Genomic DNA, 23,675 nt, shown 5'->3' with positions numbered 1-23,675 from the left:
TGCCTTAAACTTTATCGGTATTTGTATTGGTGTTTGTCGGTAAGGCAAAGGAGAAGGTCGCTCCCTGGCCCGGCGCCGACCGCGCCCAAACGCGGCCCCCGTGACGCTCGACGATACGCCGTACATTCGCCAGGCCGATACCCGTGCCCTGGAAGTCCTCCATGCGGTGCAGCCGCTGGAAAACGCCAAACAGCTTGTGAGCATAGTCCATATTGAAGCCGACGCCATTGTCGGCGACATGGAATACGATTTCATTGGGCGACTGCTCGCTGGTGACGCGGATGACGGCCGGATCGCTCTGCGCGGTGAACTTGACGGCGTTTGAGAGCAGATTGTACAACGCCAGCTGCAGAAACGACGGATCGGCGACGATTTCGGGCAGTTGGGCGACCTGCCAATCGATGCGGCGGGCGGCCGTATCGGGTGTCAGCTTGTCGATGCAGCCGCGTACCAGATCGTCCATGCGCACGCGTACCGGCCGCAAGGCCGCCCTGCCCATCTGCGAGAAACTGAGCAAATCGTCCACCAGCTTGCCCGCCAGCCGCGCCGATTCCTTGATGTTGACCAGGAAGCGCTGGCGTCGTTCGGGGTTGTCGCTGCCGGCGGTCTCCATCAGCAAATCGGAAAAACCGACGATGTGGCGCAACGGCGCGCGCAGGTCGTGCGACACCGAATACGAGAACGCCTCGAGCTCCTTGTTGGCCCGTCCCAGCTCCTCGGCCAGATCGGCCATCTGCTCGGCGCGTTCGAGCGCGATCCCCAGCAGCGCGGTGCGGAATTCCAGCGCCAGCTCCAGCTCACCCTCGTGCCATGGCGCCGAGGTGCCGTGGACGGCTTCGCGCCAGCTGCTAAAGCTGGTGCGCGGCGACAGCATGCCCGGGGATTTTTCCAGCTTCTCCGGACGACCGGCCCAATCGATCGAATACACCACCTCGGGACGGAACCACAGCAGGTAATGCTGGTGGATGCGCGAGATCTGCATCGCCATCAAGCCGCTGGCGGAAGCGGTATAGGCCCCGGCGGCGGGATAGACCGCGCCCAGGCGGTCGCTATGGAAAACGTCCTCGTGCACATTGGCGCCAAGCCAACCCACCAGCTCACGTATCTGGTCGTCGTCAGGCGTGTGGCCGTAGCTGATCAACCGGTCGTCGACCACGATGGCGACGCCGCCGGCGCGCGCGAAGCGCAGCAGCTCGGGCAGCACGCTGCGCAGGTTTTCGATGAAGTCCGCGCCTTGGGTCAGCCCGCCCAGCAGGTTGACCATCACGCGCCGCACCTCCAGCCGGAATTGCATCTGGTCGGCGTCCGCGCGGTTGCGGATGCGCAGCGCCAGGATTTGGCCCAGCTGCTCGCACACGCTGCGCTGGTGGAAGCTGAGGTGGCGCGCCTCGGAGTGGTGGCACGAAATCAGGCCCCACAGCTTGTCCTTGACGATCAGCGAAACCGACATCGACGCCATCGTTCCCATGTTGCGCATGTATTGCAGGTGGATCGGCGAGACGCTGCGCAGCGAAGCGAACGACAAGTCATTGGGTTTGCCGGTCAGCGGATTCTCGGCCGGCACCAGACGCGCCGGCTGGTAGTCGGCGTCCTGGATCAGGCGGATGCGGTTGGCCAGATACAGCTCGCGCGCCTGGCGCGGAATGTCGGTGGCGGGAAAGCGCTGGCCAAGATAGCCGTCATAGCCCTCGCCAATGCATTCGGCCAGCACGTTGCCGTGGCCTTCCTCGTCGAAGCTGTAGACCAGCACCCGGCCGAAACCGGTCAGTGCGCCGATCTCGCTGGCGGCCAACTGGCACAATTCGACGATGGTGTCGGCATCGGTGACCTTGTTGAGGAAATCGCCGACCAGTGGATACAACTGCTGGATACCGGCGTCGATGGTGCCGCGCGCGCGTTCGAATTCGAGCACCAGCAAACTGTCGTAGGCATGGGCCAGCACGTCGAACGGTTCGCCCTCCAGGCCGACCGTGGCGATATAGGCAGGACGCTCGCGCAGCTGGCCGCCGCGAAGGCTGTGCTCCAGCGCCTGCGCGCTGCGGGCGCCGATAACGTCCGTGAGCGGCAGGCCGAGCGCCTTTTCGGGGGCGATACCGGTGAAATCGGCGAGGTTGTCGCTGACCTGCAGCACCTCGAGCTCGGGGGAGAGGGCCAACAGAAAGCCATGCGGCTGAATACTGCCGGGCGTGCGTATAGGCTCGCTGTCACATGTCGCTAATTCGGTGTCGATGCTGGCCTGTGGCATGATGGCTGCGGGCGAACCCGGTGTTAACAAAGCCACATCATATCAACTTTTAGGCGGCCCCGACGCACGATGCACCGCCGATGTCGGGTCAACGGCGGGGGTAAAGGCGGGGCGAAAGCCGGGGTCAAAACCAAACTTCCCGCTAACCCAGTTGCAACTCCCAGTAGCCCATGTCGATCCAGCGATCGAACTTGCGGCCCACCTGCTTGAAATGGGCGACTTTTTCAAAGCCGAGGCGCTCGTGCAAGGCCACGCTGGCCGGATTGGGCTGCGCGATGCCGCCGATGGCCATGTGGATTTCGCGCGCGCGCAGTTCCTCGAGCAGGGTTTTGTACAGCGCCGTGCCGATGCCCTGGCCACCCTGCCCCGGCGCCACGTACACGCTGGTTTCCGCCGAATAGCGGTAGGCGCTGCGCACGCGCCATTTGGTCGCATACGCATAACCGAGCACACGGCCTTCGGACTCGTACACCAGCCATGGCAAGGCCGCGGTCACGTCGCGGATGCGGCCGGCCATTTCATCCGGTGTGACGGGGCGTTCTTCAAAACTGATCACCGTGGTGGCGACGTAGTGGTTGTAGATATCGACGATGGCGGCGGCATCGTCCGGCGTTGCGGGTCTGATCATTGGCAAGTCAATACTGGTTGTGGAAAGTTGTAATCGATGCGGACGCCCGGATCAGAAGTCGTGATTGGCCGGGTAATCCGAATAGAAGTCGTTATCCCACCTGAAATGGGTGGTGGAGATGGTGATGGTGATATCGAGCGCCTCGACAAAATGCCACCAGCCGACCGGCAGGAACAGGATCTCTCCCGGCGCCAGCACGCAATCGATCACCGGCACGTTCGCCATCATGGGAAAGCGCTGGATATCGATGGCCCGGCCGTCTATCGGCGTAAAGCAGTGGCGCTGGTTGTACAGATGGGGAATATCGCAAGGCGCGATCAGGCGCACCCGCTTGCGGCCCGCGATCTGGATCATGAAGTTATTGGTCAGGTCGTGGTGGAACGGCGTGAGCGTGCCGGCCGGCCCGAACCAGAAAAAGCCGCGCCGCTCGCCGTTCAAGTAATCGTCCAACGGCGGCAGGTCGGCCATCAGCTCCCGCAACGCCTCCCGGTTGCTCTCGTCGTTATTGGCGGTCATGTAGAAATCGTTGGTGCGGCCGCTGGCGCGCACCAGCTCAACGTATGCGCCAAAGGGCATCCGGCGCTTGTGCGCCTGGCTGTTCAACTCATAATTCGGATCGGCCTCGCGGCCGAACTGCACCTCCACTTCGCGTTCGCCCAGTTGTCCGCTCAAATAATCGAGCGTCCACTTGCTGCGGGCGACGCAGTCGTCCAGCATGCCGGTGATGATCACCGGCTGGTTGCGGCGGTAGTGCTCTTCGAGGAAGGCGTCGCCGGACAGGCGATCGCGGCGCGGCACCCCGGCCGGCGTCAGACGGTTCAACCGCGACTGGATGCCCAGTACCCAGTCGCGCTTCGCCAGCCGGCTGTGCAAGCGCGACGCCCCCTTGAGATAAGGACTGCGCAGCGCTGCGTCGACCTCCGCCAGCGCATCGTGCTCGCTGATGCCGGACTGGATCAGAATACCGACCAGGCCTTCCGGCCGGCCGCCCAGCATGAGGTTCTCGGCGATCCAGGTGCGCCATGCGTCGTTGACGGCTACAGGTGTAACGGTGGCATGGCGCATCATCGTTTAACGTCCTATCCAGACGGCGTTGGTCAGGGCGCCGTTGGCGTCGCCGTCCAATTCCCAGGAGAAGGCGCCGCGCAGGTTTTGGTCGCGCACATACTGCATCTTGGTCGCGATCACGGTGGGGTCATCGTAGCTCCACCACTCACCGCTGCCGGTGTAGAGGTACAGCTGTTTGGTCACCGGATGATACCAGCGCGATCCGGTTTTGTTAATCAGCACCTTGTAGTCGTCGATGCCGGCCTCGTAGGCGCCGGCCGCCGCCCCACCGGTGCTTTGATACAGGCCGTTGCCGTTCGGGCCAGCGGCCACGCCCTTCCATCCGCGTCCGTAGAACGGCACGCCGAGCAGGATCTTATTGCGCGGCATACCGGCGGCCACCAGCGCGGTGATCGAATCGTGGCTGTTGTACTTGGCCAGATTGCCGGTCGATGGATCGGCCGGATCGTGGTACAGCGGCGCGTGGAAGTTGGTGGTCGATTCCCAGCCGCCGTGGAAGTCGTAGGTCATCAGATTGACCCAGTCCATGTACTGGCCGTACAGCGCCGGCTCGGTCTGGGCGATCTTCTCGCCGCCCGCGCCGATGGCCGCCGTCAGCGCATAACGCTTGCCGTCGATGGCGCCCTGCGCATCGAGCTGCGCGCGGAATTCCGCCATCAGCAAGGTGAAATTGTGCTTGTCGTTGACCGTATCGACCGTGTTGTACGTCTGCCCGCCACCGCCCGGGTATTCCCAGTCGATGTCGATACCGTCGAAGACACCCTTGGCCGCGCCCGCGCCGCCGCGTCCATCCTGCACCGGCAAGTCGCCGGCAATGAACATCTTCACGCAGGACCTGGCCAGCTGTTTGCGCAAGGCGTCGGTTTTGGCGGCGGCCGAGAAGTTCTTCGACCAGCTCCAGCCGCCGAGCGAGATGAAGACCTTCAGGTTCGGATGTGCGGCCTTGAGCAGCTTCAGTTGCAGGAAATTGCCACTCAGTGGCGCATCCCATGGCACGGCCTGGCCGTTGACGGTGCGCGCCGGCGAACGCTGATAATCGGCGTAGGCGTCGCCGCCGGTCCCGGCGTCCGCCGAGTTGGGATTCGATCCTCCGGTTTCGGCCTTGGTCACCATGTCGCATTCATAGCCGCCGTTCTTGGCGTAGGTATTGGCGAAGGCGTAGTTGATGAAGGTGAGCTGGTCGGCGACGCTGGTCTGCACGCCGTTGACCGGTGTTTTGGTGGTGTGGATGTCGGCCACTTCGTAGTTGCGGCCATAAACGCCCCATTGCGCGAAGTAGGAGCCGATTTCACGTCCGCCCGGGATAGGCGTTGGAGTGGGCGTGGGCGTTGGAGTCGGCGTTGGCGTAGGTGTCGGGGTAGGCGTCGGCGTGGGAGTAGGCGTCGGCGTTGGTGTGGCGGTCTGCAAAACCCATGGCCCCCACTCCTCCGTTCCCGGCACGTTATTCTGGGTCCACCACTTGGTCTTGTAGATCGCGCCGTTGTAGGTCACGCACATGTCGACCGTGTAGATCGCGGTGGAGGACCAGGCCGGACAACTATCTGCGACGGCTGCCGCGGTTTGCACCGCAGCCAGCAATCTGTTCGATGAATCGGAAGCGGGGCTGTCACTGCCCCCGCCGCAAGCCGCCAGCATGCCGGCGATCAGGCCCATCACGGCCGCATTCCCCTTCACTGCATGTTCCATCATCTCTCCTTCGGGTGGGTAATCTATGCTTTTTTTGTTTTCTCAGCATGGAACCGGAGGAATTGGTAGTCAAGTGGTTTTGAAAATTGCATCCACTCCAATACCAGTTGCAGGTAGAGAACAGTCTTTGAAGTAATAAGGGATAGCGATCAGGCCATGGAGAGTGAGCACTCGCTAACGAAAATGGCGAGTCACCTTATGCGAGCATGAAACTGCCAATATGGTATCCGCAACTAAACAATTTGTTAATCGGCGAGTACCAATTTGGCACGATAAAAAAGTGGTACGGGAGCGGGTATAAATAAAACCCGAATTAATGCGAGACTTGCAAAACCGCCCGCGCAATACCGTCGTGTATTTCGAGAACGCGTGGCGAGTTTTTACCAAAACTCATTTTGTAGCAAACCTGCCCATCCTTCCACGCGGTCGGCAACACCATCAGCAATTGGAAAGCACTTGGGTATTCATCCTGGCATGGAAAAATAGTCGGCGTACCTGCCAGCACGATGGCCTGCATCGGCTGATCGCCGTCGATTTCCACGTGATGGCCGCGCACCGAGATCGCCTTGTTCGCGCCGGAGAAATCGTCGAGCTGCACGTGGCCGACGACACTATCGTTGCGCCCGTCGACGACCAGGTTCAGTCTCAGGGTCGGACCGCCATCGACGGCGCTGTTGACTTCATAAACGGCGGTAAATAATTGACTCATGATGTTTTTCTCCAGGTGGTCGCAAGTGCATGGACGCACTGTATCGACCAACTGGCAACACCACCTTCCGTATACCTTCCGATTTTTAAGCCGCTGTTTTTAAAGCACTTTTATGGATATAAATGAAACCTGGATACGGTCAGCGTTTCGGCAGACGCCAATCCGGACGGACATAGTGGCAGGTGTAGCCGTTCGGAATGCGTTCCAGATAATCCTGATGTTCCGGTTCCGCTTCCCAGAACGCCCCCGCCGGCGACAGCTCCGTCACCACCTTGCCGGGCCACAAACCGGACGCGTTCACATCGGCGATGGTATCTTCGGCCGTCGCCTTTTGTTGCTCATCGACATAGAAAATAGCGGAGCGATAACTCATGCCAACATCGTTGCCCTGGCGGTTGGTGGTGCTTGGGTCGTGAATCTGGAAAAAGAACTCCAGGATTTGGCGATAGCTGATCACCGACGGATCGAAATTAATCTCGATCGCCTCGGCATGGGTGCCGTGATTGCGATAAGTCGCATTGGGCACATCGCCACCGCTATAACCGACGCGCGTGCTTTCAACGCCAGGCATTTTGCGTATCAAATCCTGCATGCCCCAAAAACAACCGCCGGCCAGAATAGCTTTCTCAATCGTCATGATCATTCCTTTTCGATATTAGATCTGCACCTAAGTTGGTGACACGTATGCAATTATTCAAGAAATAAACCGAGTTAACCGCACAGAAATGTTAAATACCCTACCTTTATATACTGGTTTGGCCGTATAATTTAATTCAGGAAGGCAATCCTTTTCCTGACCGCCGTGCCCAGATTCATCGCACGCGCAATCATACCCGGCCTGGCCCCAGCCGAAAGACGCAACGCTTCAGTTGCCCACTTTTTCGATCGACATCATGGACCAGTCCAATTCCCCCAAACGCATACTCATTATCGACGACAACAGCGAGGCGGCCGACGTGGCATCCGAGTTGCTCAGCCTGTATGGCTACCAAACCGCCGTCGCCTACGGCGGCCCCCAGGGATTGCAGAGCGCGAAGGACTTCGCGCCCGACGTCATCCTGCTGGATCTGGGCATGCCGGGCATGGACGGATTTCAGGTCGCGGCTGCCTTGCGCGCCCAGCCGGAATTTGCCGATCTCGCGCTGGTCGCTTTCACGGCCTGGGGCGACAAAGGCACGCGGCAGCGCACGCACGACGCCGGCTTCGACCAGCACATCACCAAACCGGCCGGCATGGAAGAAATCCTGCGCGCCATCGGCTGCGCGTGCGACATGCGCGCCAGCTTTGCGCGCAAGTCAGCGTAAAAGCGAGAGTAACCAGCTGCCACGCAGGGCGCGTCGCGCAGCGTGGCGAGTGCGCGCAAGGCCATTGCTTTTGTGATACTGTCTTCTTAACGACAGGAGGCCTCATGATGATAGAACGACGTTCCCGACCCGACCGCGCCAAGGCCATTGCCGTCCACGCCGGCATCGCCATGCTCGAGACCGATGGCCGCGAAGCCGCCGCCCTTTTCTTGGAAGACGCCGGCGTCCCGCTACCGGTCATCGCCCGCGTGCTCAACGAGCCCGACAAGCGCCGCGCCGCCGATCGCCTATAACGCGCCCGACGACCGACGTCCGACGAATGAATCTAAATCACGCAGGGCGGATTAGCGTAGCGTAATCCGCCAAGCAAGCGCCGTCGCGGCTCAAGTCCGATCAAGCGTTACTTATCCCCCACCAACTGCACCGCATCGATGACCTTATAGTCATGCTGCAAGTTGTTAGCGTAAGTCACCTTCACAGCTTTCGCCTTGTAAGACGTCTTGTTAAACGTCTTCACGAACCAGGTACGGTTGCCGCGATCGTCTTTCTTCACATCGCTCACGCCCTCCCACACGGTATTCCACTTGCCGTCGGTGTCCTGCAGCTCGACCTTGTTGATTGCTTCCACGCCCTGCCCGGCGGGCAACACGAAGCGCACTTCGGTGGCATTGACCGGGGTCGCGAAAGTGGCCTCGAGCCAGTCGAAACCCTGATCGATATGGTTGTTGGTCCACGTGTTGCCATCGCTCGGACCGACGGCATTCTTGGCCAAGTTCGAATCGGACGGCGTCTTGCCTTCCTGATCGCCAAAGACCGAACTGGCCTTGGCGTCCGTCGCCCACTGCGCGCGCGGATCGTTGATGTATTTGTCCTCCATCACGCCGTAGGCCAACAGCGCCTGCTTCTTGGCCATCTCGCGCTGTTCATCGGTCAGCTCGGCGGGGGGAACTTTGCCAGCGTTGGCGGGGTCGGGCGCGGTGACGGGAACAGGCGCGGCGACAACGGGCACCTCCTCGACCTTCTCATGTTTTTTGCAAGCGGCAAGCGCTGCGGCCACAATCATGGCGCCTATGATGGCATTACGTTTCATCCGGTATTCTCCCTAGTGATGTAAGTTATCAAAATGATCTTACATTATTTGGGCGGATGGGTGCGCACTTAACACTAGCGATCTGAGAGTATGGAAGCGTCAAATCGGCGCGGTGGCGGATAGGGCCAGCTATTTAACGCGATACAACGCGCACAGCTTGTTGCCGTCGGGATCGCGAACATACGCCAGATGCATCGCCCCCAAGCTGCCGTCTCGCAAGCCTGGCGGCTCTTCACACGACGTGCCGCCGTGCGCGACAGCGACGTCATGAAACTCCTTCACCTGCTCGGGAGAGTTGCATTTGAACCCAATCGTGCCGCCGTTCGCGCAACTCGCCTGCTCGCCATTGATCGGCTGGGTAATGACGAAGGTATTTCCTTCGTGCCGATAAAAAAGCCGCTCATGGCCGGTAGCCGCCGCATTGCGGAACGGTTCCCCCGCGCCCAGCACGCCAAGCACCGCATCGTAAAAGCGTTTGGAGCGCTCGATATCATTCGAACCAATCATCACATGACTGAACATTTTGTAGTCCTTTAGTTTGATGGCGTCGCGAGGCGATGCGCCGCAGTTAGTGTACCTTGACCGATTCGGCGAAATCAATGGCGGCGCGTGTATGCTCTGCCCATGGACTCCTTGATAGCCGCCTCCGTGCGGGCCCTTGCCGGCGGCGACGCCCTCGGCGCCCTCAAGCACGTCGCCTTGCGCGACGACCCGCCGGCGTTGGCGTTGCGCGGCATCGCCATGGCTCAGCTCGGTGAGCACCAGCGCGCGCGCGAACTGCTCAAGCGCGCCGCCCGTGGCTTCGGCGCGCACGAGTAGCTGGAGCGCGCCCGCTGCGTGGTGGCCGAGGCGGAAGTGGCGCTGGCCGTGCGCGATTTGAGCGGCACGCCGCGCGCGCTGACGGCCGCGCTGACCACACTGGAAGCCCACGCCGACCACGCCAACGCCATGCAAGCGCGGCTCATCGCCGTGCGCAAACTTTTGCTGCTGGGGCGGCTCGACGAAGCGCAAGCGCAACTGTCGCGCTTGAACGGCTGCCCGCTGCCACCGGCCCTGGCCGCCGTGGCCGAGCTGGCATCGGCGGAACTGGATCTGCGCTCCCTGAACGTCGCACCCGCGCGCGCCGCGCTGGCCCGCGCGCACGCGGCGGCCGAACGCGCCCGGCTGCCGGCACTGCTGGCCGGAGTTGAAGAAGCGCGCGGCGCATTCACGCATCCGGCGGCCCGCCGACTGTCCGCCGGCCAGACGCACGCGCTGCGGCTGCACGAAGTGGCTGACCTGCTCGACTCGGGTGCATTGGTGGTCGACGCCTGCCGCCGTGGCATCGGCACCGGCCCACACTGGCGCCCGCTGGCCCGCCGTCCCGTGTTGTTCGCGCTGGCACGGGCGCTGGCCGAGGCCTGGCCCAGAGACATCGACCGCAAGGCGCTGATCGACAGCGCCTTCAACACCCGCCAACCGGACGAGACTCACGGCGCCCGCCTGCGGGTTGAGATCGGCCGCCTGCGCGCGCTGATCACACCGCTCGCGCGGATCGCAGCGACGGCGCGCGGTTTCGTACTGCAGCCGCTGGACGGGCGCGAAGTAGCGCTGCTGGCGCCGCCCATCGAAGGAGAACAGGGCGCGCTGATCGCGCTGCTGTCCGACGGCACCGCCTGGTCGACCTCGGGCCTGGCGCTGGCCCTGAACGCCAGCCAGCGATCCGTGCAGCGCGCACTGGCCGATCTGGCCGCCGACGGCCGGGTGCGCTCCATCGGACGCGCCCGAACGCAGCGCTGGTTGGCGCCGCCGCTGGCCGGATTCACGACAATCTTGTTACTCCCCGCCACGTCGCAGATGGCATAAAGTGCTTTTGCGGCGCCGGTCCAGGGCGCTTCCACAGGAGACCACCATGACCAGCAAAACCAGCAAACCCGCCGAGCCGACAGTGCGCCCGGCCGAGATCGTGCGCGAATACGGCCCTTTCCCCGACACGGACAGCATCGCCGGCGTCACCCACGACGGCGAGCGCGTGTGGGCCGCCGCGGGCAAGCGCCTGATCGCCTTCCACCCGGCCAGCGGCGACCCGACCGACTCGCTGCCCTGCCCCTGCGACGCCGCACCGCTTTCGACGGCACCCACCTATACCAGATCGCCGAGCGGCGCATCGACAAGATCGATCCCGTTAGCGGCAAGGTGGTGGCGTCGATCCCGGCGCCCGGCGACGGCAACGACTCCGGCACGGCGTGGGCCGAGGGCAGCCTGCGGGTCGGCCAGTACCGCGACCGCAAGATCCACCAGATCGACCCGGCTACCGGCAAGATCCTGCCACCATCAAATCGAACCGCTTCGTCACCGGCGTGACCTGGGTCGACGGCCAGCTGTGGCACGGCACCTGGGAAGGCGACGAAAGCGAACTGGTGCATGTTGATCCGGCCAGCGGCGCCGTGCCCGAGCGTCTGGCCATGCCGCCCGGCGCCAATGTCAGCGGACTCGAATCCGATGGCGGCGAGCTGTTCTACGCCGGCGGCGGTCCAGCGGCAAGGTGCGCGCCGTGCGCCGTCCGCAATCCCCACGTTGACCAAGTTCCAAAGGAGCAGATCATGAACACACCACATCACTCCGTCGTCTCGGCGGACCAATGGCTGGCACAACGCAAGGCGCTGCTGGAACGCGAAAAGAAATTGACGCATTTGAAGGACGAAGTCGCCCGCGAACGCCGCGCGCTGGCGTGGATACGCATCGACAAGCACTACGTGTTCGACACGCCGTCCGGCCCGCGTACCTTGGCCGAACTGTTCGAAGGCCGCCAGCAACTCGTGGCGCAACACTTCATGTACACGCCGGGTGCCGAACAGGGCTTCAAGAGTTGTTCGTACATGGCCGACCACACGAACGGCGCGCTGGCGCATCTGGCGCAGCGCGACACGACGGTGGTGGCGGTCTCGCGCGCGCCTCTGGCCGACCTGGAGCGCATGCGCAAGCGGATGGGCTGGCAATTTTCATGGGTGTCGTCGGGCGAGAGCGAGTTCAACTACGACTTCCATGTCAGCTTCACGCCGGAGGAGATGGCCGGCGGCGCGGTCTATTACAACTATGTTCAGCAGCCCTTCCCACATCCGGACGCGCCGGGCATTAGCGTGTTCCACAAGGACGATGCAGGACACGTCTACCTCACCTACTCCACCTACCGACGCGGCTTGGAAGTGATGATGCATACCTATAACTTCCTCGATTTGACGCCGCTGGGGCGCAATGAGGACGGCCTATCGTATCCGATGGAATGGGTGCGCCACCATGACCGTTACGAGACGGCGCCGGCGGCCACACCGGCGGCTTCGTGCTGTTCGGCGGGCGCCTGAGCGGTAGCGCAGATCGTGTCGAACTGGCTTCCGTGGCTGGCGGTTGCCGGGGTTGGCGCCCTGCACGGGCTGAACCCGGCGACCGGCTGGCTGAGTCGGGGAGCAGGTCGCCCAACGGCAAGCTGCACATCTTCGCCTCCAATTTGGCTTGTTTTCGTGCGCTTTCATCGGCCTCATCCGGCTAGATAAACCCAACGCCCCACCAGAAAAACAAAAAGCACTCGGCGTCCAAGCAGAACTTATCACGACGTCAATCTTTCGACATTACATCTGAACAAGATGATATCCTGTCTGCAAAAGCTCGCTGTCGATTAAAGCGAATATACATACTTTCTCAGGTGAAAAATGATAGAAATATTCGTATCCCGTCCCAACTGGGTCCCGCCACCAATCGAGCAAAAGCTCAAGGACTTTTATCAACTTCTGGAGGACACGGGATTCCAAGCGAATACTATTGGCAAGAGTCATACGCCGTTGATGAGCCCATTCGAAGATGTCCATAGACTCATGAAGAAATGCCATTGCACTGTTGTATTAGGTCTACCACAGATATTTGCGCATACAGGTTCAATCAAACAAGATCCGATAATGACGCCTATTACGCTACCCACCGAATGGAATCAGATTGAAGCGACGATGTCACTTATGCTTAAATTGCCCACTTTAATGCTTTTGCATAGTGGCGTTGCCGCCAGAGGAATATTTGATCTAGGCGCAGCGAATATTTTTGTTCATAAATTTGACTCGTCAGACAATTCATGGCTCACATCGCTACGTCCAGCCCTTCATGCCCTTAAAGAAGCCATCGCGGCTTAACACGCAGCGGTTATAATTCGCTTCCGCCGCAGGAAAAAAGAAACGATAATTAAATTCGATTACGAAGAAAATACGTTTTTAAATATTTATCAATTTATTTCATAAAATTATTTTACCGATTACAATATCGACGACTAGGGTATAAGTAATGGAAAAAGCAATTCTTGCATTTCATCAGATTCTGGGGCAATGGAATACATATGAAGCTCACATTCCCGAGGATATCGCACAATACGGACTTCCAAGTATTAAAAAATCTGATATAAAAAATTATCTGGAGAGCCAAATTTCGTTCTTCGAAAGTCAAATTAAAAACGGACGGGTTTTTGATGGTTTTGATCGACATGCATTATATACAGAAATCAATGTAGAAGGGAATATCCCGAACTTTACAAGTTGGTTTCAAAACATCCCATCAAATCCGGCAGGGCATATCCCACCTATAGTATCCACATTAGTCAGTTGGAGAGCAACTCTCACGCAGAGGGGGCTGTATCCCAACGCTAACCCAAAAAGCTTTAGCGAAACGGAGAGGAATTCTCTACAAGAATTGTATAATAAAGCAATGTCGCTTACAGCGGAGCAAAGTAACACCCTAGCTATACAGACCGACCTAACCGCTCTACGTAATCGTGCAACTGAGCTGCACACCTCTCTTGAAGGGTCGGTCGACCTACTGAGAGTTCGACGAGGGGAGACGGAAACTTTAGCAATAAAAATTTCCGCAACATCCGGCGAACTGGATGACCTCATTATTAAGACAAAGCAATCATTAGGAACGGTATCGGAATCTATAGGGCAACTAGATAAAAAAAAGGAAAAATTAGACATTCTCCACGGGAAGTTAGGCGAAGCAGCTACACAGGCAATCGGACATGCTCAGACCATTGAAAAAACCCTCGCAGCAGCCAATCGAACAGGTCTGGCGAAAGCCTTTGAAGAGCGACGTAAAGCGCTGAAAACACCAATGATAATTTGGGGCATTACCTTCGTCGCATCTGTGATTGGATTATTCTTGATCGGTATAGCCGTAATCTTACCGACGTTAAAAAGTGTGAAAGGCACCGAAATTTACGTTCATCTTCTTTTTGAGCTGCCACTCACAGCGCCGTTAATATGGTTAGGATACTTTAGTGGCTCTCGATATTCTTATACAGAAAAGGTTCGAGAAGACTATGCTTTCAAAGAAGCTACCGCGCTATCCTTTGAAGGCTTCAAAACCGAAACAATGGGCGTTGATAAAGAGCTTCTGAGCCAGCTGCTTTCTATATCTATAGATAACTTTGGACAGAATCCTATTCGTCTTTATGAAAAAAAGATAGCCGTAAGCCCCGCTGCTCACGCCCTAGACAGTGAATTAGTGAAATCCATCAGTGAAAAAATTGCCGATAAAATTCCTACATTTGAGAAATTGGCGGAGTATTTCTCTAAAAAATAGCTAGCACTGTTTGCGCGCTAGCGTGCGGTGTCGGCTAACTAAGTTCAAGTTCGCATGCGTTAGAAGTCACCGGCGCCTTGGAGGCGAAGACCTCATCACCTGGGAGCATGCTGCAGACACCACGCCTCGCAAATAATGGCATCACTTTGGGCGTCACTAATAGCTCAATGGCTTCCCACTTATTTCGTGGCTATGCGGCGCTATGCTTAGCGGCGGTATAGCGAATTCACTCTTGTTCGTAAAGCTCTTAGTCGAAGCGGTCGAGCCGTCCCGATGCTCGGTGCGGCGGTTATTACCTCAGCCAAGGGCGCGCTCCGCCTTTCCCCTGACGTCCTTCACGCAAGAGGCTAGGCACCCTCTATACTTAGGAAGGTCACACTTTCCCGTTACCGCCGCATTTACGTCACCACTCTCGGCGGGCTAGAGGCTATGCGGCTTGTCGGCGTTCGCCGTGATTGGTGCCGACTTCTACATTGGCTATACCCATCGACTCATGGCTTACACTCTACGCTCCTTCACTGCCGCCGGTTACTTTTTCGCAATGCGCTGGCAGTGGAATAGGTGGAATATTCCGACGGCACTATGTCACGATCTGTTGTGATCTTGGGGCTATGAAAACGCCGCTCCCTCCCATCGACTCCGAATTTTCGACTGCAGAAGACGAGGTCGCTTACGATCGCTGGTTCCGCGAGCAAGTGCAGGCATCCCTCGATGACCCGAGTCCCAGCATCCCGCATGATCAGGTCATGGCTGAAATGCGCGCGCTAATCGCGTCCAAACGGAGAAAGAACAAATCGAGCGATGCATCGTGAAGCCAGAATGAATACAGGTTCGCTAAACTGTATTTTCTGGAGGATGGATGCTTCAGGTTCGGTGGCTTCTTAAGGCCAGGGTCAACCTGGCTACGATCATCAACTACATTGCGGAGCGCAATGACGTAGCCGGCTCCAAGCTGCAGGACGATATCGAACGCGCGACATCACAGTTGCAGCAGCATCCCTACCTCTACCGTGTTGGACGACTCGCTGTCACCCAAGAGATCGTTGTGCACCACAACTAAGTGATCGTGTATCGCGTTTTGCCAAACGTAATCGAAATCGTGTCGGTACTGCATTCCCGCCAGCGATATCCAGCCAAACGACCATAGACAACAAAAAACCCGCGCCTCCAGAGGAGAACGCGGGTTTTTAGACTTCTGGTACAGCAAACTACTGTGTTCTGGTGCCGCTTGCCGGAATCGAACTGGCGACCTTTTCATTACGAATGAACTGCTCTACCAACTGAGCTAAAGCGGCGAAGTCGCACATTCTAACAAATATTTCTTACTGCACGCTAGCCCTAAAACCAATAAATTTTAGCCATGCTGCAAAAATGTCATTGCTTTGTGCGCGAAACAGGCTAGAAACCGCCTAATCAGCCCTGATGGTAGCCGGTCACCACCGCCACCTCGTCGCGCGATCCCAGGAACACCGGCACGCGCTGGTGCAGCTTGTGCGGCTGGATCTCCATGATGCGCTGGGTGCCGTCGGTGGCCGAGCCGCCCGCCTGCTCCACGATGAAGGCCATCGGATTCGCCTCGTACATCAAGCGCAGTTTGCCCGGCATCGACGTGTCGCGCGTGTCGGCCGGGTACATGAAGATGCCGCCGCGGTTCAGGATGCGGTGCACGTCGGCGACCATCGAGGCCACCCAACGCATGTTGAAGTTGGTGCCGCGCGGGCCGTTTTCGCCTTCCAGCAGTTCGTCGACGTAGCGCTTGACCGGCGCGTGCCAGTGGCGCGCGTTCGACATGTTGATGGCGAATTCCTTGGTCTTGGCCGGGATCTTCATGTCGCGCTGCGTCAGCACCCACGAACCCATTTCGCGGTCCAGCGTGAAGCAGTTGACGCCATTGCCGGTGGTGAGCACCAGCATGGTCTGCGGGCCGTACACGGCGTAGCCGGCGGCGACCTGCTTGGTACCCGGCTGCATGAACGCTTCCTCGGTCGGCTCGCCCATGCCTTCGGGCGCCTTCAGCACCGAGAAGATGGTGCCGATCGAGACGTTGACGTCGATGTTCGACGAGCCGTCCAGCGGGTCGAACGTCAGCATGTATTCGCCCTTCGGATAGCGGTTCGGGATCGGGTGGATGGTTTCCATCTCTTCCGACGCCATCGCCGCCAGGTGGCCGCCCCACTCATTCGCTTCGAGCAGGATCTCGTTGGAGATGATGTCGAGCTTCTTCTGCACTTCGCCCTGGACGTTCTCGGTGTCGGCGGTGCCGAGCACTTCGCCCAGCGCGCCCTTGCCGACGGCGTGGCTGATGGTCTTGCACGCGCGTGCGACCACTTCGATCAGCAGACGCAGTTCGGCCGGGATCGTGTTGTTCTGGCGCTGTTCTTCGACCAGGTATTGAGTGAGGCTGATGCGTTTCATGGTTTCCCTTGTGATGAAATATAAATCGTTTAAATCGTTATTAGTTGGCGAGCGCCTTGGTCACCACTTCAAGCACGTCGTTGGAGAGCTTGGCGCGGGCCGCGACCTTTTCCAGCGCGCGCTTCATCTTGGCCTGCAGCGCCGGAGCGTATCGGCGCCAGCGGTCCATGCCGCGCGCCAGCCGTGCGGCGACCTGCGGGTTGATGGCGTCGAGCTTGATCACGTACTCGGCCCAGAATTCGTAGGCGCTGCCGTCGGCGGCGTGGAACTGCGACGGATTGCCGCTGGTGAAGTTGAAGATCAAACTACGCGCCCGGTTCGGATTCTTCAAGTTGAAGGCCGGATGCTGCATCAACTTGCGCACGCCTGCGACGTTGGTGGTCGGCGCGGCGGCTTGCATGGCGAACCATTTGTCGATGACCAGCGCTTCGCTTTCGAAGTCTTCGTAGAAGTTCTTCAGATACGGGCCCGCTTCGGCGCCGCTGTGGATCATCGCCACCAGCGCGGCCGAGCGGTCGGTCATGTTGCCGGCCTTTTCGAACTGCTGCTGCGCGAGCTTGAGCTCCGCCATGTCCGGCGCCACCATCAGGTACGACAGGCACAGGTTCTTCAACGCGCGCTTGCCGGCCGACAGCGCGTCCGGGCTGTAGTCGCCGGGCGTCTGGTTGGCGTGATACTGCGCCAGCAGCTCGGTCTTGAGCGCGGCGCCGATGGTGCGGCGCATGAACTGGCGCGCGGTGTGGATCGCTTGTGGATCGACGACGTCCATCTGCTCGGCTATGATGGTTTCCGACGGCAGGATCAAGGCCAGTTCGCGGAAGGCCGGATCGAGCGTGTCGTCGGTCAGCAAGGTGCGCTGGGCGGTGATGAAGGTGGCGTCCAGTTTCAGGTTGGCGTCGCTGCCGCCCGCAGCCACTTGCGCGGTCAGCTTGAGCAGGCGCGCCATCGCCAGGCGCTGGCCGGCTTCCCAGCGGTTGACCGGATCGCTGTCATGGTTGAACAGGTGCAGCAGTTCGGCGTCGGTGTAATCGTATTCCAGCACCACCGGCGCCGAGAAGTCGCGCAGGATCGACGGCGTCGGGCGTTCGTCGACATTGCGGAAGCGGAAAATCTGCTCTTGCTCGGTCAATTCCAGAACGACGGTGGTGGCACCTTTCGCATGCTTGCCGCCCTCCAGGGTCAAAGGCAGGTCCTTGCCGCTGGCCGACAGCAGGCCGACCGCCACCGGAATGTGGAACGGCAGCTTGTCCGGCTGTCCGGCAGACGCCGCGCAGCGCTGGCTGAGGATGATGTCGAAGTTGCGCTTGACGGCGTCGTAGCGGGTGCGCGCGGTGACCACCGGCGTGCCGGCCTGGCTGTACCAGCGCTCGAACTGGCGCAAATCGCGGCCGCTCGAATCGGCCATGGCGGCGCGGAAGTCGTCGCAGGTGACGGCTTGGCCGTCATGCCGCTCGAAGTACAGGTCCATGCCCTTGCGGAAGCCTTCGCGGCCCAACAGGGTCTGGTACATGCGCACCACTTCGGCGCCCTTTTCGTACACGGTCACCGTGTAGAAGTTGTTGATCTCGACGAAGGAGTCCGGACGCACCGGGTGCGCCATCGGACCTGCGTCCTCGGGGAACTGCGCCTGGCGCAAGGTGCGCACCTGGTCGATGCGCGTAACGGCGCGGCCGCTGTCGGTGCCGATCATGTCGGCGCTGAACTCCTGGTCGCGGAACACGGTCAGGCCTTCCTTCAGCGACAGCTGGAACCAGTCGCGGCACGTCACGCGGTTGCCGGTCCAGTTGTGGAAGTACTCGTGGCCCACCACCGCCTCGATGCCGGCGTAATCGACGTCGGTCGCCACGCGCGGATTGGCCAGCACGAACTTGGTGTTGAAGATGTTGAGGCCCTTGTTCTCCATCGCGCCCATGTTGAAGTCGCCCACGGCGACGATCATGAAGCGGTCCAGGTCCAGCTCCAGGCCGAAGCGCTCCTCGTCCCAGCGGATCGAATTCTTCAGCGATTGCATGGCGTAGTCGGTTTTGTCGAGGTTGCCCTCCTCCACCCACACCTGCAGCAGCACTTCGCGGCCGGAATTGAGCGTGTACTTCTCCTCCTGGCACACCAGCCGCGCGGCCACCAGCGCGAACAGGTAGGACGGCTTCTTGAACGGGTCTTCCCATTTGGCGTAGTGACGGCCGTCGCCGAGGTCGCCCTCTTCCAGCAAGTTACCGTTCGACAGCAGCACCGGATAGGTGGCCTTGTCGGCGCGCAACATGACGGTGTACTTGGCCATCACGTCCGGACGATCCGGGAAATAGGTGATGCGGCGGAAGCCCTCGGCCTCGCATTGCGTGAAGAAGTTGCCGTTCGATACGTACAACCCCGACAGCGTGGTGTTTTGCACCGGCGCGCACAGCGTTTCGATTTCCAGCACCACCTCGCCTGTTGCCGGGGCTTTCTTGATCGTCAGGCCCGAACCGTCGAGCTTGTATTCGGTGGGCGCCAGCGCTTTACCATTCATGCGCAGCTGCACCAGTTCGATCTCCTCGCCATGCAACACGATGTCCTGGCTTTGGCTCGCCGGGTTGTGGCGCATGGTGATGCGATTGGCCACCACGGTACGGTCGGGGTCGAGATCGAAACCCAGTTCAACCGTCTCGACCAGGAACGCCGGAGGGGTGTAATCTTTGCGATATATCGTCGTGGGGCTGCTATCTGTGCGCATGGGGGCTCTGGGGGGACGTAGGCAAAAGTCTATTTTACCAATACCAGCGCCGGCGGACGTGCGAATTGCCGACAGCGGACACTGCGATAGCGACGGTGGAGCGAATAAGTTGTCATTAATAAGTTGCTTGTCTCCACGCCGCCGTAACAATCTGTAATAATCGTGCGACGTCTGCGCGCCCGGCGTAAACTTTAGTACTGGATCATACCGTCCGACCTGAGAGGGCTACACCATGAAATATCTCGCCATCCTGGCGACTGCCGCCGTCATGCTGTTGAGCGGCTGCGCCACTACCATCCGCAGCGACGTCACCGCCTTCAACGACTGGCCGACCGACCTGCCGGACAAAACTTATGCATTCGAAGCGCCACAAGGGGCTGACGACACGCTCGAATACCGCAGCTACCAGGTCCTGGTTAACAACGAACTGGGCAAGCTGGGCTTCCGCCAGGCCGCCGAGGGCCAGCAGCCGAAATTGCTGGTGGGCATGAAATACGTGACCATCGACCATCCGGTGCGCGTGCTGGAAGCGGACGACCCGTTCATGGGCCCGTACTGGGGTCCGGGCTACGGCCGTTACGGCTGGGGCTATTCGCGCTGGGGCTATCGTCCGTATTTCTATGACCCGTTCCGCTTCAACTCGATGCGCATCGAAGAACGGATCAAGCACCAGTACCAGCGCCAGTTGCGCGTGACCATCAACACGACCACCGGCCGCAAGCTGTACGACGTGACGGTGCAGAACACCAGCCTGATCCAGGCCACGCCGTATGTGATGCCGGCGCTGGTGCAAAGCGCGTTCACCGGCTTCCCCGGCCAGAGCGGCGTGCCGCGCCGGGTGGACCTGAAGATTGATCCGACCACCCAGACGGTGGAAGCACCGGCGGCGGTGGCGGGACAAGCGGCGCCAGCGCGCTGACAGGAACGAAAAAACCCGGCGATCATTACCGGGTTTTAACTTTTCGCACCAACTAAAAAGCCCCTGTGTGCATTGGCACACAGGGGCTTTTTCTTACCGCAGCCAAGAATTACTTGGTGACGATGCGGGCGGCTTCTTTCACGTCGCCGACTTTCTCTTGTACTTTACCTTCGACTTGCTTGTTCAGGCCTTTGGCTTCCTGCTCTGGCGAGTCGATCAGATCGCCGACTTCTTCCTGAATCTTGCCGCCGATGTTTTTCAGTTTGCCTTCGATTTGGTCTTTGTTCATGATATTGCTCCTGATTGGTGCAAACCGGAATGGCTTGGCTTGAGACACAGAATAACCAAGCTGAGGTAACTCATCTGTACGCTCGCGTACCAAACTTGCATCCTTGACTTTTTTTACTCAACAAGACGGCGTCCCTTGTGTGCGCTGATGTACACTGCGAGCGTGCCACTGGCCCAGCCCCCGCGAGACCGCACAATTTTTTACCGCGAAACACGCCTCGGCCTTTGGAGCTTTATGGAAACACACGATCACACCGCACCGACAGCGGCGGGTACCGACGCCTTGCGTCAGCAAGCCCACCTGTCGATATTCGAGAACAGCCCCGACTGCGTCAAGATCCTTGGCGTCGATGGCAGCCTGCTGGCGATGAACGTCAACGGCCAGTGCGTGATGGAGATCGATGACTTTGGCGCCGTGTGCGGGGCGATGTGGTCCAGCCTGTGGCCGGAAGCGACCCGGGAGCAAGTCCAGCAGGCGGTGACAAGCGCCCGCGCCGGCAGCATCGGCCACTTCAAGGCCTTCTGCCCCACCGCCAAGGGCGCGCCCAAGTGGTGGGACGTGGTCGTCAGCCCCCTGCTCGGCAGCGACGGTTCGCTGCAAGGCCTGCTGTCGATCTCGCGCGACATCACCCAGCAACGCGAGGCCGAAGAGCGCGAACGCAAGCTGGCCACCAAACTGCGCTTTGCGCTGGAAGTGGCGCGCTACGGCGAGTGGGACCTGGACGTCATCTCCGGCTGCATCACCTTCAACGCGCACTTCGGACAATGTTTCGGCCTCGACGACGGCACCACCGGCTGGCGCCTCGAGCATCTGCTCTCGCGGGTGCACGCGGCCGACCGCACCAGCGTCGTCGCCGCCGTGCAATCGGCGCAGACCGACACCGTCGGCCTGGACCTGGAGTTCCGCGTCATCTGGCCCGACGCCACCATCCACTGGGTGCACATGCGTGGCAGCCGCTATTTACAACCGGGTTACGACAACCACCTGACCGGCCTCATCTCCGACGTCACCGGCCGCGCGCGCGACGCCGAGGCGCTGCGCGACGCCTACCGCAAGCAACACGAATCGGTCTCGGTGCTGGAGCACCGGATCAACCAGCAAGCGGCCGACCGCGACCGCATGTGGCGCCTTTCCACCGATTTGATGCTGGTGGCCGATTTCAACGCCGAGATCGTTTCGATCAATCCGGCCTGGACCTCCATCCTCGGCTACGAGGCGCCAGCCATCATCGGCCGCGACTTCATGACCCTGGTGCATCCGGACGACCAGGCCGCCACGTTGAACGAAGTGGGCCGGCTCGCCAGCGGCCTGACGACCTTGCGCTTTGAAAACCGCTACCGCCGGGCGGACGGATCGTGGCGCGACATTTCCTGGACGGCCGTGCCGGACATCGACCTGATCCACGCGGTCGGGCGCGACATCACCGACGAAAAACGCGCGGCCGACGCGCTGCGGGAAACCGAATCGGCCCTGTTGCAGGCGCAAAAGCTCGAATCGATCGGCAAGCTGACCGGCGGCGTCGCGCACGACTTCAACAATGTGCTGCAGATCATCTCCGGCAATTTGCAGCTGCTGCAGTTGTCGGCCGGCGACGATCCGGCAACCTTGAAGCGGCTGACCACGGCGGCGGTCGCGGTCGAACGCGGCGCGCGGTTGGCCTCGCAATTGCTGTCGTTCGCCCGCCGCCATCCGCTCAAACCGGTGGTGGCCGACCTGCGCGAGCTGCTCGGCGCGATGGACGATCTGCTGCAACGGGCGATCGGCGAATCGGTCGCGGTCGAACTGGCGGTCGACAACGACCTGTGGCACACGCTGATCGACCCGAACCAGCTGGAAAACGTCCTGCTCAACCTGGCGATCAACGCCCGCGACGCCATGGACGGCCAGGGCAAACTGACGATCGAGCTGCGCAACGCGGAGCTGGACGCCACCTATTGCGCCGGCCATCCGGAAGTGTGCGCGGGCCAGTACATCATGCTGGCCGTCTCCGACACGGGCTGCGGCATCCCGTCTGATCTTGCCGACAAGATATTCGAACCGTTCTTCACCACCAAGCGCGAAGGCGAAGGCACCGGCCTGGGGCTGAGCATGGCCTACGGCTTCATCAAGCAAAGCGGCGGCCACATCAAGGTCTACAGCGAAGTCGGCCACGGCACCACGTTCAAGCTGTACCTGCCGCGTTCGATGGCGGAGCTCGAAGCCTTGCCGGCGGCGCTCAACGGTCCGGTCGTCGGCGGCAACGAAACCGTGCTGGTGGTCGAGGACGACTTGCAGGTACAGGAAACGGTGGTCGAGATCCTCAAGGGCCTCGGCTACACGGTGCTCAAGGCCTCCGACGGTCAAAGCGCGCTGTCGATCATCGACAGCGGCCTGCCGATCGATCTCTTGTTTACCGATGTGGTCATGCCGGGCGAGTTGCGCAGCCCGGACCTGGCGCGCCGAGCCAAGGCGATACTGCCGGGTCTGGAGATTCTGTTCACCTCCGGCTACACCCAAAATGCCATCGTGCATGGCGGCCGGCTCGACGCCGGGGTGGAGTTGCTGAGCAAACCGTACCGGCGCGAGGATTTGGCGCGCAAGATCCGTTTCATGTTCGCCAACCGCCAGCACGTGGAATCGCTGCACCGCGAAAGGTCGAGCATAAAAGAGGCGCCGACATCGGCAGGTAACACGCGCCGCCGCACTATCCTGCTGGTGGAGGACAACGAGGATGCGCGCATGCTGACGGCCGAGCTGCTGGAAACGCTGGGGCACACTGTCGACGCGGTGGGATCGGCCGAGGAGGCCCTGCAGCGCATGGCGCGCGGAGACATCGATGTGCTGCTGACCGATATCAGCCTGCCCCGCATGTCGGGCATCGATTTGGCGGCGCAGGCGCGGGCCGAGCAGCCCGATCTGGATATCGTGTTTGTCAGCGGACATGACAAGGACAACGCGGGCCTGTCGGATGCCTCGGCCAAGTTCCTGCTAAAGCCGTTCAACTTCGCGCAGCTGGAAAGCGCGCTGGGTTGAAGGGA

20 protein-coding genes, 1 tRNA gene and 2 pseudogenes are annotated in these 23,675 nt (G+C 60.3%); 11 read left to right on the top strand and 12 right to left on the bottom strand.

All coding sequences use genetic code 11. The annotated features are described in order from the left end of the window. Window positions 1-4 precede the first annotated feature (4 nt). The 6 genes from ACZ0BA_RS28185 to msrA all read right to left on the bottom strand — a co-directional run bounded on the left by ACZ0BA_RS28185 (window position 5) and on the right by msrA (window position 6,979). Entirely contained in the window at window positions 5-2,245 is a 2,241-nt protein-coding gene (locus ACZ0BA_RS28185) for an ATP-binding protein (RefSeq protein ID WP_463454433.1), read from the bottom strand. 142 nt (window positions 2,246-2,387) lie between these two features. Next, on the bottom strand, window positions 2,388-2,873 hold the full coding sequence (locus tag ACZ0BA_RS28180) for an arsinothricin resistance N-acetyltransferase ArsN1 family B (RefSeq protein WP_463454432.1): 486 nt from the start codon (window positions 2,871-2,873) through the stop codon (window positions 2,388-2,390). Between the two features lie 51 nt (window positions 2,874-2,924). Continuing rightward, complete coding sequence (locus ACZ0BA_RS28175) at window positions 2,925-3,941, bottom strand: cupin-like domain-containing protein (protein ID WP_463454431.1); 1,017 nt, start codon at window positions 3,939-3,941, stop codon at window positions 2,925-2,927. 3 nt (window positions 3,942-3,944) lie between these two features. Then, window positions 3,945-5,627: a glycosyl hydrolase family 18 protein gene (locus tag ACZ0BA_RS28170; RefSeq protein WP_463454430.1), complete on the bottom strand. Its 1,683-nt coding sequence runs from the start codon at window positions 5,625-5,627 to the stop codon at window positions 3,945-3,947. Window positions 5,628-5,940: 313 nt separating this feature from the next. Then, a complete protein-coding gene (locus ACZ0BA_RS28165) occupies window positions 5,941-6,336 on the bottom strand; it encodes a DUF1842 domain-containing protein (protein WP_463454429.1) in 396 nt (131 codons plus the stop codon). Between the two features lie 139 nt (window positions 6,337-6,475). Next, entirely contained in the window at window positions 6,476-6,979 is a 504-nt protein-coding gene (gene msrA / locus ACZ0BA_RS28160; RefSeq protein ID WP_463454428.1) for a peptide-methionine (S)-S-oxide reductase MsrA, read from the bottom strand. 250 nt (window positions 6,980-7,229) lie between these two features. Between msrA and ACZ0BA_RS28155 the strand changes: the two genes are divergently transcribed. Together ACZ0BA_RS28155 and ACZ0BA_RS28150 are read left to right on the top strand one after the other, a co-directional pair. Then, window positions 7,230-7,640 (top strand): response regulator, encoded by a 411-nt coding sequence (locus tag ACZ0BA_RS28155; RefSeq protein WP_463454427.1) that lies wholly within the window; start codon window positions 7,230-7,232, stop codon window positions 7,638-7,640. Window positions 7,641-7,744: 104 nt separating this feature from the next. Then, entirely contained in the window at window positions 7,745-7,933 is a 189-nt protein-coding gene (locus ACZ0BA_RS28150; protein ID WP_463454426.1) for a hypothetical protein, read from the top strand. A 107-nt stretch (window positions 7,934-8,040) separates the two neighbouring features. Here ACZ0BA_RS28150 and ACZ0BA_RS28145 read toward each other — a convergent pair whose 3' ends face one another. Both ACZ0BA_RS28145 and ACZ0BA_RS28140 read right to left on the bottom strand, forming a co-directional pair. Then, entirely contained in the window at window positions 8,041-8,730 is a 690-nt protein-coding gene (locus ACZ0BA_RS28145) for a hypothetical protein (protein ID WP_463454425.1), read from the bottom strand. A 129-nt stretch (window positions 8,731-8,859) separates the two neighbouring features. After that, window positions 8,860-9,252 carry a VOC family protein gene (locus ACZ0BA_RS28140; RefSeq protein ID WP_463454424.1) on the bottom strand — a complete coding sequence of 131 codons (393 nt, stop codon included), beginning with the start codon at window positions 9,250-9,252 and terminating at the stop codon, window positions 8,860-8,862. A 102-nt stretch (window positions 9,253-9,354) separates the two neighbouring features. On the opposite strand from ACZ0BA_RS28140, the pseudogene ACZ0BA_RS28135 reads away from it, so the two are divergent. The 7 genes and pseudogenes from ACZ0BA_RS28135 to ACZ0BA_RS28105 all read left to right on the top strand — a co-directional run bounded on the left by ACZ0BA_RS28135 (window position 9,355) and on the right by ACZ0BA_RS28105 (window position 15,385). Then, a pseudogene (locus ACZ0BA_RS28135) lies at window positions 9,355-10,575 on the top strand (helix-turn-helix domain-containing protein). A gap of 46 nt (window positions 10,576-10,621) precedes the next feature. Next, window positions 10,622-11,290 (top strand): annotated as a pseudogene (locus ACZ0BA_RS28130) (NHL repeat-containing protein). Between the two features lie 22 nt (window positions 11,291-11,312). Next, window positions 11,313-12,071, top strand: coding sequence for a DUF899 domain-containing protein (locus tag ACZ0BA_RS28125; protein WP_463454423.1), 759 nt, complete (start codon window positions 11,313-11,315; stop codon window positions 12,069-12,071). Window positions 12,072-12,416: 345 nt separating this feature from the next. Next, window positions 12,417-12,887, top strand: a complete 471-nt coding sequence (locus ACZ0BA_RS28120) for a hypothetical protein (protein ID WP_463454422.1) — start codon at window positions 12,417-12,419, stop codon at window positions 12,885-12,887. Window positions 12,888-13,035: 148 nt separating this feature from the next. Continuing rightward, window positions 13,036-14,325: a hypothetical protein gene (locus ACZ0BA_RS28115; protein WP_463454421.1), complete on the top strand. Its 1,290-nt coding sequence runs from the start codon at window positions 13,036-13,038 to the stop codon at window positions 14,323-14,325. Window positions 14,326-14,936: 611 nt separating this feature from the next. After that, complete coding sequence (relB, locus tag ACZ0BA_RS28110; protein ID WP_463454420.1) at window positions 14,937-15,137, top strand: type II toxin-antitoxin system RelB family antitoxin; 201 nt, start codon at window positions 14,937-14,939, stop codon at window positions 15,135-15,137. Window positions 15,138-15,184: 47 nt separating this feature from the next. Further along, window positions 15,185-15,385: a type II toxin-antitoxin system RelE/ParE family toxin gene (locus tag ACZ0BA_RS28105; protein ID WP_463454419.1), complete on the top strand. Its 201-nt coding sequence runs from the start codon at window positions 15,185-15,187 to the stop codon at window positions 15,383-15,385. 159 nt (window positions 15,386-15,544) lie between these two features. On the opposite strand, the gene ACZ0BA_RS28100 is transcribed toward ACZ0BA_RS28105, so the two are convergent. The 3 genes from ACZ0BA_RS28100 to pepN all read right to left on the bottom strand — a co-directional run bounded on the left by ACZ0BA_RS28100 (window position 15,545) and on the right by pepN (window position 19,450). Beyond that, window positions 15,545-15,620: transfer RNA gene (locus tag ACZ0BA_RS28100), tRNA-Thr, on the bottom strand. A 118-nt stretch (window positions 15,621-15,738) separates the two neighbouring features. Next, entirely contained in the window at window positions 15,739-16,740 is a 1,002-nt protein-coding gene (locus ACZ0BA_RS28095) for a class 1 fructose-bisphosphatase (RefSeq protein WP_463454418.1), read from the bottom strand. Window positions 16,741-16,780: 40 nt separating this feature from the next. After that, window positions 16,781-19,450: an aminopeptidase N gene (gene pepN / locus ACZ0BA_RS28090; RefSeq protein WP_463454417.1), complete on the bottom strand. Its 2,670-nt coding sequence runs from the start codon at window positions 19,448-19,450 to the stop codon at window positions 16,781-16,783. Window positions 19,451-19,682: 232 nt separating this feature from the next. Between pepN and ACZ0BA_RS28085 the strand changes: the two genes are divergently transcribed. Next, window positions 19,683-20,369, top strand: a complete 687-nt coding sequence (locus ACZ0BA_RS28085; RefSeq protein ID WP_463454416.1) for a DUF4136 domain-containing protein — start codon at window positions 19,683-19,685, stop codon at window positions 20,367-20,369. Window positions 20,370-20,478: 109 nt separating this feature from the next. Here ACZ0BA_RS28085 and ACZ0BA_RS28080 read toward each other — a convergent pair whose 3' ends face one another. Further along, window positions 20,479-20,658, bottom strand: a complete 180-nt coding sequence (locus ACZ0BA_RS28080; RefSeq protein WP_463454415.1) for a CsbD family protein — start codon at window positions 20,656-20,658, stop codon at window positions 20,479-20,481. Between the two features lie 234 nt (window positions 20,659-20,892). Here ACZ0BA_RS28080 and ACZ0BA_RS28075 point away from each other — a divergent pair, with 234 nt between their 5' ends. Then, entirely contained in the window at window positions 20,893-23,670 is a 2,778-nt protein-coding gene (locus ACZ0BA_RS28075) for a hybrid sensor histidine kinase/response regulator (protein WP_463454414.1), read from the top strand. Window positions 23,671-23,675: the final 5 nt, after the last annotated feature.

This window comes from Duganella sp. AC917, assembly GCF_979258245.1.
The sequence above is the reverse complement of the archived record's forward strand: the minus strand, read 5'-3'. Positions and strand labels throughout refer to the sequence as shown.

Excerpts from the sequence above, each read along its gene's own strand:
- ACZ0BA_RS28185 (WP_463454433.1), bottom strand. The coding sequence starts at position 2,245 with ATGCCACAGGCCAGCATCGACACCGAATTAGCGACATGTGACAGCGAG.
- ACZ0BA_RS28180 (WP_463454432.1), bottom strand. The coding sequence starts at position 2,873 with ATGATCAGACCCGCAACGCCGGACGATGCCGCCGCCATCGTCGATATC.
- ACZ0BA_RS28175 (WP_463454431.1), bottom strand. The coding sequence starts at position 3,941 with ATGATGCGCCATGCCACCGTTACACCTGTAGCCGTCAACGACGCATGG.
- ACZ0BA_RS28170 (WP_463454430.1), bottom strand. The coding sequence starts at position 5,627 with ATGGAACATGCAGTGAAGGGGAATGCGGCCGTGATGGGCCTGATCGCC.
- ACZ0BA_RS28165 (WP_463454429.1), bottom strand. The coding sequence starts at position 6,336 with ATGAGTCAATTATTTACCGCCGTTTATGAAGTCAACAGCGCCGTCGAT.
- msrA (WP_463454428.1), bottom strand. The coding sequence starts at position 6,979 with ATGATCATGACGATTGAGAAAGCTATTCTGGCCGGCGGTTGTTTTTGG.
- ACZ0BA_RS28155 (WP_463454427.1), top strand. The coding sequence starts at position 7,230 with ATGGACCAGTCCAATTCCCCCAAACGCATACTCATTATCGACGACAAC.
- ACZ0BA_RS28150 (WP_463454426.1), top strand. The coding sequence starts at position 7,745 with ATGATGATAGAACGACGTTCCCGACCCGACCGCGCCAAGGCCATTGCC.
- ACZ0BA_RS28145 (WP_463454425.1), bottom strand. The coding sequence starts at position 8,730 with ATGAAACGTAATGCCATCATAGGCGCCATGATTGTGGCCGCAGCGCTT.
- ACZ0BA_RS28140 (WP_463454424.1), bottom strand. The coding sequence starts at position 9,252 with ATGTTCAGTCATGTGATGATTGGTTCGAATGATATCGAGCGCTCCAAA.
- ACZ0BA_RS28125 (WP_463454423.1), top strand. The coding sequence starts at position 11,313 with ATGAACACACCACATCACTCCGTCGTCTCGGCGGACCAATGGCTGGCA.
- ACZ0BA_RS28120 (WP_463454422.1), top strand. The coding sequence starts at position 12,417 with ATGATAGAAATATTCGTATCCCGTCCCAACTGGGTCCCGCCACCAATC.
- ACZ0BA_RS28115 (WP_463454421.1), top strand. The coding sequence starts at position 13,036 with ATGGAAAAAGCAATTCTTGCATTTCATCAGATTCTGGGGCAATGGAAT.
- relB (WP_463454420.1), top strand. The coding sequence starts at position 14,937 with ATGAAAACGCCGCTCCCTCCCATCGACTCCGAATTTTCGACTGCAGAA.
- ACZ0BA_RS28105 (WP_463454419.1), top strand. The coding sequence starts at position 15,185 with ATGCTTCAGGTTCGGTGGCTTCTTAAGGCCAGGGTCAACCTGGCTACG.
- ACZ0BA_RS28095 (WP_463454418.1), bottom strand. The coding sequence starts at position 16,740 with ATGAAACGCATCAGCCTCACTCAATACCTGGTCGAAGAACAGCGCCAG.
- pepN (WP_463454417.1), bottom strand. The coding sequence starts at position 19,450 with ATGCGCACAGATAGCAGCCCCACGACGATATATCGCAAAGATTACACC.
- ACZ0BA_RS28085 (WP_463454416.1), top strand. The coding sequence starts at position 19,683 with ATGAAATATCTCGCCATCCTGGCGACTGCCGCCGTCATGCTGTTGAGC.
- ACZ0BA_RS28080 (WP_463454415.1), bottom strand. The coding sequence starts at position 20,658 with ATGAACAAAGACCAAATCGAAGGCAAACTGAAAAACATCGGCGGCAAG.
- ACZ0BA_RS28075 (WP_463454414.1), top strand. The coding sequence starts at position 20,893 with ATGGAAACACACGATCACACCGCACCGACAGCGGCGGGTACCGACGCC.